This window comes from Henriciella sp. (genome assembly GCF_029937755.1).
Taxonomy (GTDB): domain Bacteria; phylum Pseudomonadota; class Alphaproteobacteria; order Caulobacterales; family Hyphomonadaceae; genus Henriciella.
Genome location: NZ_JAPYPG010000004.1, coordinates 41589 through 55922 on the forward strand (window position 1 = coordinate 41589; position 14334 = coordinate 55922).

Sequence of the window (14334 nt, forward strand, 5' to 3'; positions counted from 1 at the left end):
AACTTAGTCATGGTGTAATTTCAGAAACATATCAAGAACGCAGTGGGTCGCCTGTTACCATCTGGATTACTGGAATTCAGCTTTGGGAGTCAGCTAGTTCTCTTAACTACCCTCAAACTCTAGGGGTGAATTTCCATCTCGGGATTTTCATCCTGGGGGATAAGTCCCTTTATCTCGTCCCATATCGCCATCAGGCATTTTTGGCGTTGGTAATCAGTTGTCTTGGGTTCAAATTTATACTCAATTGTTGTCCAGCCGTTGCATGACGCATGGAGTCTGCCGCCGCCTTCGCCACTCCCCCATCGGTTAAAGCTCACTTTCTGTGGTTCTGGGTCGAGTTCCGTCTGAACAAGTGCGTCGCGAAGTCTACGAGCACCTTCATAAGTGCGGGTCCAAATCCAAATAGAGCTCATTTTCCTTTTGGCGGGCAATGCTACGGTCCTCCTTCTTTTCTAAAAGCACTGAATTCAGCTTACTACGTCGCAGTTTGCAAGTCGTCGCTGATGGCAATAATCAACCGATAGTGGAATAATGGAATCATGAGGGTAGCACGCATAAAAATAGAGAACTTTCGCGGGATCAGTTCAGCGGACATCCTGCTGTCCGCTCATTCGGTTCTCATCGGAGATAACAATACCGGAAAGACGACAGTGCTGGAGGCTCTGGATCTTGCACTTGGCCCAGATCGGCTCAATCGATTTCCTCCAATCGATGAACACGATTTCTTTTGCGGCCAGTACACAGCTGCGCCTGTGTCAGCGTCCAACGATGGGGCGGTAACGACAGCAACGGAAGGCGAGTCTGCAGAGGCGGAGCCAGCGGTCGAAGAGGCCGAGCGAGCCGATGAGGCGCGGGGTAATGCGCCGCAGATCACAATTGAGGCGACCGTTATTGAACTTTCCGATGAGCAGCGGCGGCGATTCAAGGACCATCTCGAATTCTGGGACACAGAAACCTGCACGCTTTACGACACACCTTCACCGGAAGGTGTTGATGCCGATCAAATTGTTGAAGCTCTAAGAGTATCGTTCGTCGGCAAATACGTCGAAGAAGAAGACGATTTTGAAGGACGAACCTATTTCAGTCGCAGCCTGGAAGAGAGTGACCGGCCAGACTTGTTTACAAAGCGGGACAAGCAGCTTTGTGGATTCTTGTATCTAAGAAATATCCGAACAGGCTCGCGAGCGCTGACGCTTGAGCGTGGCAGTCTTCTGGATGTGATCCTTCGCCTTAAAGAGATCCGTCCGAGAATGTGGGAAGACACGATAGAGGCCTTGAGCAGCCACGCTGTCGCATCTGACCCTTCAATAGGGCTGAGCGATGTTCTTTCGAGCGTAGATGAAGCACTCAAGAAATATGTTCCTAGAGAATGGGGAGCGGCTCCTCGGCTTAAGGTGTCAAATCTCACTCGAGAACATCTCAGAAAAGTCATCACAGCATTCGTTTCAACCGGGAGCGGTGAGCATGCGGCACCATTCTACAGGCAAGGGGCCGGTACGATTAACATGCTCGTCCTCGCCCTGTTGTCGTTGATCGCTGAGGGTAAAAATGAAGTGGTCTTTGCGATGGAGGAGCCTGAGACGGCAATTCCTCCCTATGCTCAGAAACGGATAGTCCATGAAATCCGTAAGCTATCATCGCAAGCGATTTTTACGTCCCATTCGCCTTATGTCCTGGAAGAGTTCGAACTGGACGAGACGGTGGTACTGAATCGGTCCGAAGACTGCACGCTGACGCATTCGTCGCCTGTCTTGCCCACAAATCTAAAGCTGAAGAGATACCGTCAGGACTTCCGAACGCGCTTTTGCGAGGGACTGCTCGCACGACGGATACTAGTGGCGGAAGGCAGCACTGAAACAGACGCGTTTCCAGTCGTTTGTAGGCGACTGTCGGAGCTTGACCCAGCGCGCTACTCTTCACTGGAAGCGCTTGGCGTGGCAGTCGTGAATGCAGGTGGTGAAGACAACATTCCCGGCTTGGCGAAAATGTACGCGGCTTTGGACAAGCGTGTTTTCGCTTTGTGTGATCATCAAGATTCGACGAAGGAGGCATTAATCGAGTCCGAAGTCGAAAAACTCTTCATGCACCCGGAGCACAGCTTCGAAGCATTAGTCATTCAAGGTACAACTACCGAGGCGCTTGAGAGGTTTGCCGACATGATCGACTGGCCGCCACACCTCGCGGCAAAGCATCCGGACCCCAAAGACGATCCACAAAAGGCGGTAGGAGAATATTTTGCTTGGTCCAAAGGAAACTGGGGAGCCGCTGAATTTCTGGCACAATGCGATGAAGCTGAAGTTCCCGAGTGGCTTCGCAGCACTGCTCTAAGCCTTCTAGAGCTGTGTGCGCCTACTCCGGAAGAACCAGAAGGGGATGCGGGAGATGATAAGTTAGAAAGCTCGGAGGCTAAGACTGCAGAAGGTGGCGATGAAACTGTCTAAAGAACAGCAGGCAGTGATGGGGGCTCCCGGACATGTGCTTGTTAAGGGCGGTCCGGGATCTGGAAAAACAACGATTTCAATTCTGAGGGCTGCTCGTGTCGCTGCCGAAAAATTGCAATCAGAACAGAGAGTTCTCTTCCTGAGCTTCGCACGGGCCACAGTTTCGAGAGTGATTGAGGCTATCGATGAGGAAGCCGCCATAGCATCCGAACAAAAGAAGCGCATAGAAGTGGAAACTTATCACTCCTTTTTTTGGTCGATCATCAAAGCTCACGGGTATCTCATCGGACTACCCCGCAAGCTCAATCTTCTGACGCCTTCGAATGAGGCGATTGCATTAGCTGGAGTGAGAAGTGATTTCCCATCTAGAGGACTGTCTCCGGCACAGAAGACCGCGAAAGCAGCTGCCGAAAGTGCCAAGCGGCGACAGTTGGCCTTCGATAAAGGGCTAATATGTTTCGATCTCTTTGCCTCTTTAGTTCACGATCTCTTGTCTCGAAGTGAGCGTCTTACGGCGCTCGTATGCTCCCGTTATCCGTACATAATTCTAGATGAGTTTCAGGATACAAATCTCTCTCAGTGGGAAGTAGTTCAGGATCTCGGCGCGAAAGCGACGATCTTGGCCCTGGCGGATCCGGAGCAACGAATTTTTGAATGGTTGGGGGCCGATCCCGCGCGGCTTCAGCAATTCGATGACAGGTTCAGTCCTCTGAACGTCGATCTGGGGAAGGCAAACCACAGAAGCGTTGACACGGAACTTACGCAGTTCGGCGATCATGTCCTGACAGGTAAGTTTAATGAGAATTACAAAGGTTTGGATCTAGAATTATACCCTAGCAACAAAAATCAGGCCCTTGGCAAACTTGTTTCCGTCACGCTCCGGTCGATTGACCGGCTGAAGAAGTCGAAGCCCGATGGATGGTCAATCGCAGTGCTTGTGCCGACCAAAGCGATGACACGCTTAGTCTCCGACAGTTTTCGAAGTCCGCCGACAACCATGCCCGCCATAAATCACCGGGCGGTTGTTGAGATTGAGGGTGCAATTCTGGCGGCCGAAATCATAGCGTTTTGTCTTGAACAGGCGCCTACGGGGCTGTTGGCCTTGGGAAGTAAGATAGAGGCATTCTATCGTGGGAAAGGAGGAGACAGTCCAACTAAAAGAGATTTGGGCACCGCGTCCAAGTTCGAGAAGCACCGATTGGCATTCGAACAGCTGGGCAATGACCTGTCCCGTTTGGATAAGAGGAATTCATTCCATGCTCTGAGTAAAATTTACGCCAGCATTTTGCAAGTTTCGTTGCAAGGTGACCCGTATGCGGATTGGATCTCGGTGCGTGACCTGCTGGAAGGGTCGGGCGTATCAGCACTCGAAGAAATTGCGGCAGAAGCAAAAAACCTTCGTTTATTGGAAAGGGGTGGAGAACTACGGCAGGCACTTGCCCAAGATTGGCGAGAAAATGGCTCCTATCTGAATGCCCTGTCAGCGGTCGAGAATTCGTTTGTCCAAGATCACTTCGCCATGACGTCGAAGCCGGAAGCAGGCGTTGTAATTATGAATATGCACAAGGCGAAGGGAAAGCAGTTCGATGAGGTGATCCTCTTTGACGGTTGGGAAAGACACCGAAATCGGATTGTGCGCCAGAATAAGAGGGAAAACCTTAGTTCGCAGGTTCGGCAAAATTTTAGAGTGAGCGTCACCAGGGCCAAATCACGCACGACAATCTTGACGCCGCAGAGAGACAAGTGCGTGGTCATCAACTAGTGACGCCACTCCTCAGGAAAGCAGCCCATTCATTCAGAAGAGCGCGCCTTTTGGCGAGCCGGTCAGATCGCTGATACGCTCGTTCGACAGAAGAGCCCACAACGTGGCCCAGGACGCCTTCTTTGGTCTCCCAATCCGCGTCAGTCTCATTCTCGGCCCAGGTCCTGAAAGTCGCGCGAAAGCCATGTGGTCGAGCAATCATCTCCTCACGCTTCATGAATGCAGCCATTGCGGCGTCTGACAGCGCGCGGTCGCGCGCGGAAGGGAAAAGAAGTTTCTTTGATCCGAGAGCTTTGGCCTGCTCGACAATGTGCAAGGCTTCGTCGGTTAGCGGGATGCGGTGTTCGCGTCCCGTCTTCGTTCGTTCTGGCGTGAGCACCCAAACGTCATCTTCGATTTCTTCAAATGTGGCGAAGCGGACTTCGCTCGTTCTGGCGACAGTCACAATGAGGAAGCGCAAAGCTAGCGCGGCCACAAACGTGCGCTCGCAGAGATCCTGATAAAAGGCTGGCGCATCTTTGTATGGAAGAGAAGGAATGTGCTGGACTTCGTGCCGGCGCTTTCCGAGTAGCGCACGCATTTTCATCGTCGCTTGCAGATCGACATCGAGCCCGAGCGCAGCGCCATGCTTCAAAGTGAGATTGACCCGGTTCATGGCCTTACGAGCAGCATCGGGCTTTGTATGCCAGATCGGCTCAAAAACCGTCTTTAATACGTGCTGATCGACATCCTCGATCGGCATGGAGCCGATCTTCGGGATGACATGCACATTTAGTGGTGACATCCAGCGGCCCGCCTTGCCGTCTCCCTTCAGCTCAGCCTGACGAGCTTTGAAGCAATCATCGATCGCTTCTTTCACTGTAAGCTTCTTCGGTTTGTATCGTTCTTTGGCTCGCGCTTCGATCGGGTCGAGTCCGTCGCGAACATCACGGCGCGCGTCGGCGGCGCGAGTTCTCGCTTCGGCAATCGAAACGTCTGGCCAGCGACCGAGCCCCATTTCGCGCCGTTTCCCGGCGATCGTGAGCCTGACGATCCACTTGCCGCGCGACTGATCAGATTTGCATAGCCATAAACCCTCGCCATCGGCATATTTGCCGGACCCGAGGTTCTTTGCCTCCATGAAAGTGAGCGCATGCCGCTTCATACAGACCACCTTATAGCCCACCTTTCGGTACGTGCAACTATGTTCAGTGGTGGTATTTCTGGTGGTACCGAGCATCGGGAAAGCTCAATGAAGACAGACTATTAGGTTGACTCATGAGCAGTTATGTTCAGCGCACGGGATGCCTCTCCTGGGCACCAGCAATCCTGCAACGCTAAACGCCCGTCGGCCAGCGGTTTCCCTCAAACCTCACGATTGGCAGATTCGCAAACTTGCGATTGTGGATTTCGTGTCCCGAAGATAAGGTATTTTATCTAGTCCAAAGCGCGGCTGGGGAGACGGACGCTTGGAGTTTATTTGCAAACTCGACACCCCGAGGCTTCTATTGTCATTGACGGCAGCATGGATGCTTACCCTGATCCTCGCAGCCTGTCAGTCCGCTCCGTCTACTCTCACCGACACGACGTATCTTCTCGATAGTTCTGAAGCGTCTAAACTCGATGCGCGCGGCATCGTTTCGACGCGAGTTTACGACCCCAAAGGTCGTATGCGGTCACATCGCGATCTTGAAAGTTTGCTGGATGTAGAAGGCCGCAAACAATGTAGAGGTCCATCTTACGTGGCAGGGACAAAGTATCGGCGATACGTACGAAGCGATTATCGCGGCGAACCTCTACCTGCGACTTTATTCGTGGATTATCGATGTCCGGTTCTTTCCGACATCGACATCATCAAGCGCTCCACAGGCCTTCATCGTATCGCCAAACTTGAAAAGGATCGCCGGTTTTTCGACGTACATGTCAAACGGCTTTCCACAGCTCTAGATGAGGTTGACGAGACCTTTAAGGCCTTTCTGGAGACGGAGTACTATTTTATTTCAAATGAGTTTTCCGACGACGAAGGGCGCGGATTTTTCGCAAAAAAAATGCGCGGTCGGAACTCCCTCTCAATTGTTCCTGAAAACCGATTTCAAAAACTCGCTGTGTTTATACGGGCCATCTCGTCAGGCGAGTCTGAGATTGTTTTCCAACATTATGTCTATTGGGAAGCGGGCGCCACGAGCTTCGACGACTCAATTGATGCCGCTGACTACTACGGCTTGTACCCAGCCGACCGGTACTGGTCTCACCGGCGCGCTAACGAATTGATGTCGCGATTTGAGAAGTACCTCGCTAAGCGCCGTTGATAGCCAAAATGTCCGCAGACCTTCGAATAGCGATTTCAGTTTAAGCCAAGAAACTGTTCGATACTCAGCGCTCTGTGTAGCTCATTTATGCGCTCTTCGGTTACGCATCCTTTGTTGGACTGGCGTAAAATTTCGGTGGCTCCTCCGCACTCGTCGATAGCGTAAGCCGCTGCGAGAACTTGGCTCAGGTCAGCTAAAAGTGCCTCACGTCTCGACGGCTTCAACCGGCAAGACCCATCTTCAGGATACCTGGAGATACTTGTAGTAACGCACATCGTGGCCACCGTAATGGGAGTCAAAATCGCCGAAGCCGAATTCCGAAGCCATACATCTGCGCTTAACTCCCTATTTTGCTTAAGAAAATTGAGACTATACGTTACCTCTGCATACTGAGCATAACAGGCCATCGGTGCGTGGGGATCCTCTGGCCAATTTGAGTCAACAGGATCGAAGTGAGGGTCCAGAAAGTCGTAAGGGTCATCTATCGCTGGCAGGAACGTATCGCAGGCGTACGCATCGGCGCCAAATTTCGCATAACAAAGATCGTGAAATTTACAGACCAGGTCGATATCGTCCTTGGCAGAAATTGCCTGTATTCGGTCAAAGTTGTTCGCGTCAAATTCGGCGAATGGTCTGCCTTCGCCGCAAAAGTTTCCATAGGCGTACAACTTGCCGGGCTCTGCGTTCACAGATGGAGACATACAAATGTTGGTCTGGTTCCCCTCTTTATCTTTATGAACGCAACTCGTTGTTAGAGTGAGCGAAAGCAGTAATAGCCCTGCAAATAGCCCCCTATTATCCATGGTGCGTGGCACGTACACGCGCCCCCCAAATCAAGCCAACCACACCCAAAATTGCGGCTGCAGCATAAATGAGCGGTAGCAGCGAGGAGATCCAGCCGGCGCTAAAAACCGCCGATAAACTCTCGCGCCCAAGCTGATCGATCTCAGCCGTTTTGGTGAGAGCTAGAAGATCGGCAACGTACTGATAATTGTCCTGCTGAGCTCGAAAGTTGATAAAGCAAAAAGAAAGATAAGCGCAGATTAAGGGCCACAAAATGAGATGTGGCACCTTTTGCTTGGGTGCAATAATTACGAGTCCGATTAGTGCCAGATGAACCGTCACGAAGAAGTTCCAAGTCTCTGCAATAAGCATGCGGTTTTCGGTCAGAATTTCGTGCAGCCGCAAAAGATCCATCATGCTACCCCCCTTTTTTTCAACCCAGAAAGTATAAGAGCTGCGAGAGCGGGAATTGTCCAGAAAAAGGTCGGCTCCGTTCTTGTTCAATCCCGCAATTGCGATTGCATAATCGCTGAATATGGGAAGTGCAGTAGCCCGAGCTGCATTACCTTTGCTGTTGTCTTTACCACACAATCATCTTCCGCTTTTGAGCGAGAACAAGAACAGCTGAGGACGTCGTTGCGCCAAGTCCAGGCCTGTCAGATCATTTCCGCCCCTTCGCAGGGCAGTCTAGAATCGCGCCTTAATACCCACGCCCCACTTGAGGGGCTCATTTGTTGCGCCATTCGGGAAGGTACCTAGCTGGGTTACTTGGGTGACATAGCGCGCATCGGTGAGGTTCCGGCCGAAGAGTGAATATGTGACACGGTCGTCAGGTGACGTGAGGCTTGCGCGGAGCCCGTACTCGACAAAGCCGTCCCCGCGAAAAGTGTTGTTGCCCTGATTGACTTCGAGGAAGTAGACCTCCGACTGCGCCCTGACGTCACCGCGGATAGAAAGCGTGCCCCATCGCAGCAGCCGCCTGGAATACTCTGCCGCCAGATAGGCCTGCCAGTCGGGGGCGCGGCTGAGCCGGTTACCCACGATGGGCTGGAGCTCTAGTGCGACGGGCGCCCCGATAAGAAAAAGCTGGTCGGCAGGTACGGCCGGCAAGCGGCCGCCGGTGAAGTCGGCATCGAGGAAGGCGAGACTGCCATCGAGCTTCAGGCTCTCGAACGGCCGCGCCGCAAATTCGAGCTCTGCGCCGCGCACCTTTGCGGTGGCGGCGTTTTGGATATCGACCCCGCCTGTCGAGACGCCGATGCGCACCTGCAAGTTTGAATAATCATAATGAAAGGCTGAGGCGTTGATGCGAAGCTGGCCGCGCAGCCATTCCGACTTGACGCCCAGCTCATAGGCCTCGATCGTTTCGGGCTGGAAGGCGGGCGTCAGGCCGAAGGAATTGAAGCCCCCGGATTTGAACCCCTGCGAATTACTTCCATAGAGCAGCAGGCTGTCACTCGCCTGATATTCAAGCACGATGCGCGGTGAGAGATTCTCGAAAGACGCGTCGTCAGCGAAGAGGGTCTCAGGCTGCGCGCCGGGCGGGAATGGGGTACCAGCCGGCAGGGTCAGACCGACGAGCGGCCCGGCAGCAGAAATGGCCGGTATCGTCCCCCCGTTCAGCACCGACAGCGCGAAGGCATTGTTGAAGGATTTCGATTCATCGGTGTATCGCAGCCCGCCCGTAACGGCCCAATGATCATTGAGCCGATAGGTCACGTCGACAAAGGCCGACCAGGAATCGAGCTGATTGAATGCATTGAACTCCGCCCGCGTGCCGAGGCCGAAGAGGCCAGAGACATTGTCGACGATGAAGGGGTTGAGCGCATTGTCTTCGTGGATGAAGAAGACGCCGCCAATCCATGAGAGCGGGTCGGGCCCGTCTGCTGCAAGGCGCAGCTCCTGGGTGAACTGTTCGTTTTCCGAACGGCCCTGATTACGGAAAAGATCAGCGCCCGTGCCGTCTGAATCCTGGGCGCCGCGGAAATTATAGGCGCGATAGGCGGTGATCGCTGTGAGCTCAGCCCAGCCGAGATCATAAGTGCCGGTGAGGCTCGCTGTGACGGCATCTGAGCGGAGAAAGTTCGCACCGTCATAGCTGAATTTGTTCGCTTCGATGATGGACTGAAGACGAGGTCGCACCAGCAGAGGATTGCCGGGACCGCTAAACAGATCGGACAGCTGAAGCGTGGCGGGAACGGCGTCGCGCTCCTGAAACTCGAGGCTGGCGATCAGCTTCAGTCTGTCGCTTGCCTGCAGCTGCAACTTGCCGCGCAGTGTGAGGTCTTCGGAGCCTCCCGCGCGCTGACCTGTGACTGTGTTGGTCCCAAAGCCTGCGCGATCAGAATATCCGACAGCGAGCCGGCCAAGCAGTGTCTCTCCTGCGATCGGCCCGGAGAGCGCGCCAGCGAGGCGGTACTCACCGAGATCTGTATAGGACGCCTCGACATAGGAAGAGAGCTCCGGCGTCGGATCTGCCGTTGAGACGAGGATGGCGCCTGCTGTTGCGTTTCGCCCGAACAGAGTGCCTTGCGGGCCGCGGACAATCTGGACGTTCTCGATGTCGACAAGGTCAGATGTGGAGAAGCTGAGGCGCGCGAGGTAGACATCGTCGACATAGACACTGACAGGCTCGTCGGCGAACAGGTTGGCACCGCCGTTGACACCGCCGACACCGCGAATGCTGAGCGGCGCTGCGCCGTAATTGACTGAATTAGTCGCGACGAGGCCTGGCACGGCGGCTGTCAGATCCTGAAGGGTCCGTATGTTATTGTCGTCGAGGAAATCCTTGTCAGCCGTCGTGATCGAGGATGGCACGCGTTGCTGGTCTTCCGGCTTTCGTTCGACGTCGACGATTATGGTGTCCAGCGCGAGGGCTGTGTCTATTGGCGCCTCTCCGGTTTGCGCATTGGCGTCTGCCGGCCCGGCCAGATAGCAGAGCAGACATAGGGTAGCAGTCGCCGCGAGATCTGCCTGTTGCGTTCCGCGCACGGCTTCCTCAGGCCCTGACCAACTTCAAAGCCGAGCTAGGCTGGCTGAGGTCGAGCAACTTATCAAGAATGGCGTAGATCTTCGCCCGGTGCGGCGAGTTCGACGACCATTTGCGCATCTCGTCGACAAAGCGAAAAGAGATGTCCTGATCGCCAAAACTCCTCGCCTCCTCGATTGAAGCTTTGGCGTCTTCATAACGCCCGAGCCCGCAAAGCGCCCAGGCGAGCGAGCACCGGGGCTGATAGTAATTGGGCGTACGGATGATGGCATCCAGGCAAGCGGGCTCTGCGGCTTCATAATCGAGAAGGAACAGGTGCGCGGTGCAGCGATAGGTCGCCCACAGCCCAAACCTCGGATGGTGCGGGGCGCGCCGTTCGGAAGTTCGAATCAGGTCAAGGCCAGACGCATCGGCGTGCCTGAGGCATTGCTGCCATCCCAGAACCGCAGCCGCATGGGCACCGTTCGGGTCGAGCTTCACAACGCGGTCGAGATATCCAATAGCCATATCGGGGTCGTGGAACATGGTGCTGACGATGCCTGCGGCTGTCAGGATGTCGGTGTCGTTCGGCTGGCTGGTTAGCGCCTCGCTCACAAGATTCTTGGCACGCTGCCGTGTTGCCTCTTCATCATCGGTCCATTTGCTGACGACATTCTGGCTGAGCTGGACGGCGAGCTCAGCCTTGATCAGCGGATTGTCCGGCTCGATCGCGAGGGCATCGACGAGTAGCTGCTCGATCTGCTTTGCGGTGGCTGGCCCGTAATTGGTCCGCAAATTCTTGGCATGCTGAACACGTTCGTAGGCGCCCAGCGAGAACTCCCGGAAGGAGAGCAGGTCGGACCGATGCGACGCCTTTACCTTGGTCGACACGGCCGTGGAGATGTCGAGGACGATCTCGTCCTGCAACGCATAGAAGCGCCTCATACTGGACGTGTATTTCTTGGCCCAGACCAGCCGCTCTGACGCGGCATCGATCAGTTCAACGCGAAGGGTGATTTCATCGTCCCGGACTGAAACCGTGGTGCTGACGAGATATCGCACGCGCAGTGCCTGCGCGATTTCGCCGCCCGAAATGAAATTCTGCGCGAGGTAAGCGGTTGAGCTCGGCGCGGCAACCTCGAGCGCAGCAGACCGCGACAGGAAGTCCGACAGGTCACGGGTAAGGCCGTCGCACAGCAGATTGTGAGACTGAGCGTCTCCGATTTCCGTCACTGGCAGTACGCAGATCGAAAACGGCGACAGGTCTTGCGGGAGCGCCTGCGCCCTCACAAGCTGATCGGGCTTGGCTGCGCTGTCGGTTTTGACGACGGCTTCTCGGTCAACATGGGCGGACAGGCAGTAGCCCTGCTTGGGTACGGTCTTGATCAGGCCCTGGATCTTGTGCGTGTCGGCAAAGGACTTGCGCAGCAAGTAAGCGAGCCGCGTCAGGCTCTCGTCGCCGCCATCGGCCTGTGGCCAGATACGATCAATCAGCTCGGCACGCGTCCAGGTCTGATGAGGCCGCTCGGCAAGTACCTGCAGCATGGCCATGACCTTCGGTTCAACCTCGCAGACACCGTGCTGGCTCTGTATTTTCAGGGCTGCCGGCTCGATCAGGCATGACCTGATCATCAAGCGGTCGAACGACAGCGAGCCGCCAGATTCCTGCTTTGTCGTCAAAGTCTACTGACCTCCAGAAGCGAATGCGAATGGTAAGCCTAGCATGAATTTTCTCAATTTTTTCCACCCCATCATTTTTCCATCAGGATTCCGATTGTTTTCCAAGCTATCGCAAATCATTGGCCCTTTTCTCGGATCCGCGCCTCAGAATGCGCGATGCGAGATAATGCAAGCGCTTCAGGAGGAAAACCAGAGTGGCACGTACAACTATAAAAAACCGCGGTATCAACGTCCTTGTTCCGGCTCTGACCGCCGCCAGTCTTGCCGCCGTTCTTTTCCCCGCTAGTGCCGAGGAAATTAAGCCCGGAGATGAAATCGAGATTTCCTACACTGAAAAGACTGAAGGCAACGGTGGCAATGCCTGGGTCAATGAGGCGATGAGCACTGTCAGGCGCGGCGAGATTGACAAGGTTGAGGTATGCGCCGGCCGTTACGTCAATTCTCTGACGTTCTACTATAATGGCAAACGCGGCACCCAGTTCGGCGGCCCCGGTGGGGATTGCGAGTTTTTCGAAGTGGATAAGACTAGCTTCATCAGCGAAGTGGTCGTGTGGCGGGGCGACTGGATCAATGCCATCCAATTCGTGCTCGCAAACGGAACCACATCGAACCAATTCGGAGACAAGGCGGGTGGGGCGCGCGTTGTCGTACAGGATCCAAATGCCGGCGCACTCAGGCAGGTGAACGGCAAATCCGGCGCCTACGTCAACCAGGTCGAGCTGATGTTCGGCCTGCCCTACTATGTCGACGACATCGACATCCAAGTCGACAAGCCGATCAAGGAAATGCGGTTCAGCAAGCCCAAGCAGATCGACGTCAATATCGGGAACAATTGCGGCAACCTTGCGGGCGAAGCCCGGTTCAACAACCAGTTCACGAAGGAAGCCACACAGTCGCACTCCTTCACATTCAGCAACACGACAGGCGTGGCATTGAAGACCGAGTTCAAGGTCGGCGCCCCGGTGATCGCGGAAGGCAAGGTCGAAGTCTCGGCCAGCACCGAATTCACCTTCAGCACGACAGACAGCGCCTCGGAAACGAATAGCGTGAGCCGGTCCTATAACTACCCGGTGCCCGCAGGCCGCAGGGTCGACGCCGCCTTTATGGTCAAGGAAGCCGTGGTGCAACTGCCGTTCACGTACAAACTTTATCACTACAGGAACGGAGACAAGCGCAACCGCGTGCTGCCGGCCAAGACCTATACCGGCGTCTATGACGGTGTTCTGGTCGCATCGGCAGAAACGAAACTGTATGAAGTGGACTGCAGAACCGGCCAGCGCGTTCAGGATATTGAAAGCCCCGAACAGATCGCGACGGCGCTCGCGCCCCCGCCGGTCGCTGCACCGCCGGCAGCAGTTCATGTCGCTGAAAATACCACGCCGCCTGCGGCCGTCAGCCTTCCCACCGGCGCGCCCGCCACCTCAACTCCCGCCTCGGCCATCACGCCGCAGACCGTGAGCAGCGTCTCGACGCCCGAAGGCATCGTCTTCGCGAGCACGGACAGCAACACCTGGCAGGAATTCTCAACCGAGGGCGAGGCACGCTTCACCTACGAGGTCATCGACCGCAATGAGGACTGCGTCTACCTGCTCGATGTCAACCGCGGGATCATGATCGTTCTGAACCTTGCAACGGACCAGGTCGAATACGCGCCGAGCGTCGATGAGACGCCATTCGTAATCTACGACATCGCAAGCAAATCCTGAGCATCAGGACGACCTTCTGGTCCAGGGGGCAAAGTCTGCAAGGGTGAGTCCAAGGTCATCATTACCCATCAGGGCTGTTACGTTGCTGAAACTGATGTGAATGCTCCGGTTATCGGTGGAACCACCACTGTGCTTTTGGGAGAGTGCCTAGCCTTGGACAAGAGATTTTTTTACTCCAATGCCCGTGTAAAGATCTACTCGCACACCGGGCTTGTATGGGATCCCAAGACGCTCTTCCTTGATTTCAGATTGGTAGATTTGGCGCCCGCCGGCCAATGCGTCGAATATGTCATCAGCGGAACAACGCTTGATCCCAAGTTCGAGAAGAAATTGTACGGATGTACGTTTGGTGGCTAGGTGCAAAGGCTTTCTTTCCATACATCAACGGTGTTGGTCGGCACCGGGGTTTCCTGGCGTAGGCGGCCCACCGACGACACAACATCCGCTCTCGGGATTTAACTGTCAGGAGCCTGTCGCCACTGTGGCGGCGGTCTGCCCTTCTTGCATCACGTCGCCCTCAGCAATGTTCAGCGCGGTGACGACCCCACTAGCAGGGGCAGTATAAGGCACCTCCATTTTCATCACTTCCATGATGAAGAGTTCCTGACCGTCAGCGACAGTGTCACCCTGCTTCACTAGCACCTTCCAAACGGTTCCGCCGGTTTCGAGTTCGATCTTGTGTTCAGACATAGGGTCCCGTTCGTGC

Annotated in this window: 10 protein-coding genes; 4 read left to right on the forward strand and 6 right to left on the reverse strand. The window is 54.9% G+C overall.

All coding sequences use genetic code 11. The features are described from left to right. Window positions 1–539 precede the first annotated feature (539 nt). Both Q1K29_RS10010 and Q1K29_RS10015 read left to right on the forward strand, forming a co-directional pair. Window positions 540–2441, forward strand: a complete 1902-nt coding sequence (locus tag Q1K29_RS10010; protein WP_300394174.1) for an AAA family ATPase — start codon at window positions 540–542, stop codon at window positions 2439–2441. Next, window positions 2428–4203, forward strand: coding sequence for an ATP-dependent helicase (locus Q1K29_RS10015; RefSeq protein ID WP_300394177.1), 1776 nt, complete (start codon window positions 2428–2430; stop codon window positions 4201–4203). Before Q1K29_RS10010 ends, Q1K29_RS10015 begins: the two co-directional genes overlap by 14 nt. On the opposite strand, the gene Q1K29_RS10020 is transcribed toward Q1K29_RS10015, so the two are convergent. Then, window positions 4196–5422, reverse strand: a complete 1227-nt coding sequence (locus Q1K29_RS10020; RefSeq protein ID WP_300394180.1) for a site-specific integrase — start codon at window positions 5420–5422, stop codon at window positions 4196–4198. The genes Q1K29_RS10015 and Q1K29_RS10020 overlap by 8 nt on opposite strands. A 289-nt stretch (window positions 5423–5711) precedes the next feature. Here Q1K29_RS10020 and Q1K29_RS10025 point away from each other — a divergent pair, with 289 nt between their 5' ends. Next, window positions 5712–6491: a hypothetical protein gene (locus Q1K29_RS10025; RefSeq protein ID WP_300394183.1), complete on the forward strand. Its 780-nt coding sequence runs from the start codon at window positions 5712–5714 to the stop codon at window positions 6489–6491. Window positions 6492–6526: 35 nt separating this feature from the next. Here Q1K29_RS10025 and Q1K29_RS10030 read toward each other — a convergent pair whose 3' ends face one another. From Q1K29_RS10030 to Q1K29_RS10045, 4 genes are all read right to left on the reverse strand, one after another. Next, on the reverse strand, window positions 6527–7306 hold the full coding sequence (locus tag Q1K29_RS10030) for a hypothetical protein (RefSeq protein WP_300394186.1): 780 nt from the start codon (window positions 7304–7306) through the stop codon (window positions 6527–6529). Then, entirely contained in the window at window positions 7287–7691 is a 405-nt protein-coding gene (locus Q1K29_RS10035) for a hypothetical protein (RefSeq protein WP_300394188.1), read from the reverse strand. Before Q1K29_RS10035 ends, Q1K29_RS10030 begins: the two co-directional genes overlap by 20 nt. A 270-nt stretch (window positions 7692–7961) precedes the next feature. Then, window positions 7962–10265, reverse strand: a complete 2304-nt coding sequence (locus Q1K29_RS10040) for a TonB-dependent receptor (protein WP_300394191.1) — start codon at window positions 10263–10265, stop codon at window positions 7962–7964. A gap of 7 nt (window positions 10266–10272) precedes the next feature. After that, window positions 10273–11922, reverse strand: a complete 1650-nt coding sequence (locus Q1K29_RS10045) for a winged helix-turn-helix domain-containing protein (RefSeq protein ID WP_300394194.1) — start codon at window positions 11920–11922, stop codon at window positions 10273–10275. 194 nt (window positions 11923–12116) lie between these two features. Between Q1K29_RS10045 and Q1K29_RS10050 the strand changes: the two genes are divergently transcribed. Continuing rightward, on the forward strand, window positions 12117–13628 hold the full coding sequence (locus Q1K29_RS10050; protein ID WP_300394197.1) for an ETX/MTX2 family pore-forming toxin: 1512 nt from the start codon (window positions 12117–12119) through the stop codon (window positions 13626–13628). Between the two features lie 462 nt (window positions 13629–14090). Here Q1K29_RS10050 and Q1K29_RS10055 read toward each other — a convergent pair whose 3' ends face one another. Further along, window positions 14091–14318 carry an acetyl-CoA carboxylase biotin carboxyl carrier protein subunit gene (locus Q1K29_RS10055; RefSeq protein WP_300394200.1) on the reverse strand — a complete coding sequence of 76 codons (228 nt, stop codon included), beginning with the start codon at window positions 14316–14318 and terminating at the stop codon, window positions 14091–14093. Window positions 14319–14334: the final 16 nt, after the last annotated feature.

Excerpts from the sequence above, each read along its gene's own strand:
- Q1K29_RS10010 (WP_300394174.1), top strand. The coding sequence starts at position 540 with ATGAGGGTAGCACGCATAAAAATAGAGAACTTTCGCGGGATCAGTTCA.
- Q1K29_RS10015 (WP_300394177.1), top strand. The coding sequence starts at position 2,428 with ATGAAACTGTCTAAAGAACAGCAGGCAGTGATGGGGGCTCCCGGACAT.
- Q1K29_RS10020 (WP_300394180.1), bottom strand. The coding sequence starts at position 5,422 with ATGCTCGGTACCACCAGAAATACCACCACTGAACATAGTTGCACGTAC.
- Q1K29_RS10025 (WP_300394183.1), top strand. The coding sequence starts at position 5,712 with ATGCTTACCCTGATCCTCGCAGCCTGTCAGTCCGCTCCGTCTACTCTC.
- Q1K29_RS10035 (WP_300394188.1), bottom strand. The coding sequence starts at position 7,691 with ATGATGGATCTTTTGCGGCTGCACGAAATTCTGACCGAAAACCGCATG.
- Q1K29_RS10055 (WP_300394200.1), bottom strand. The coding sequence starts at position 14,318 with ATGTCTGAACACAAGATCGAACTCGAAACCGGCGGAACCGTTTGGAAG.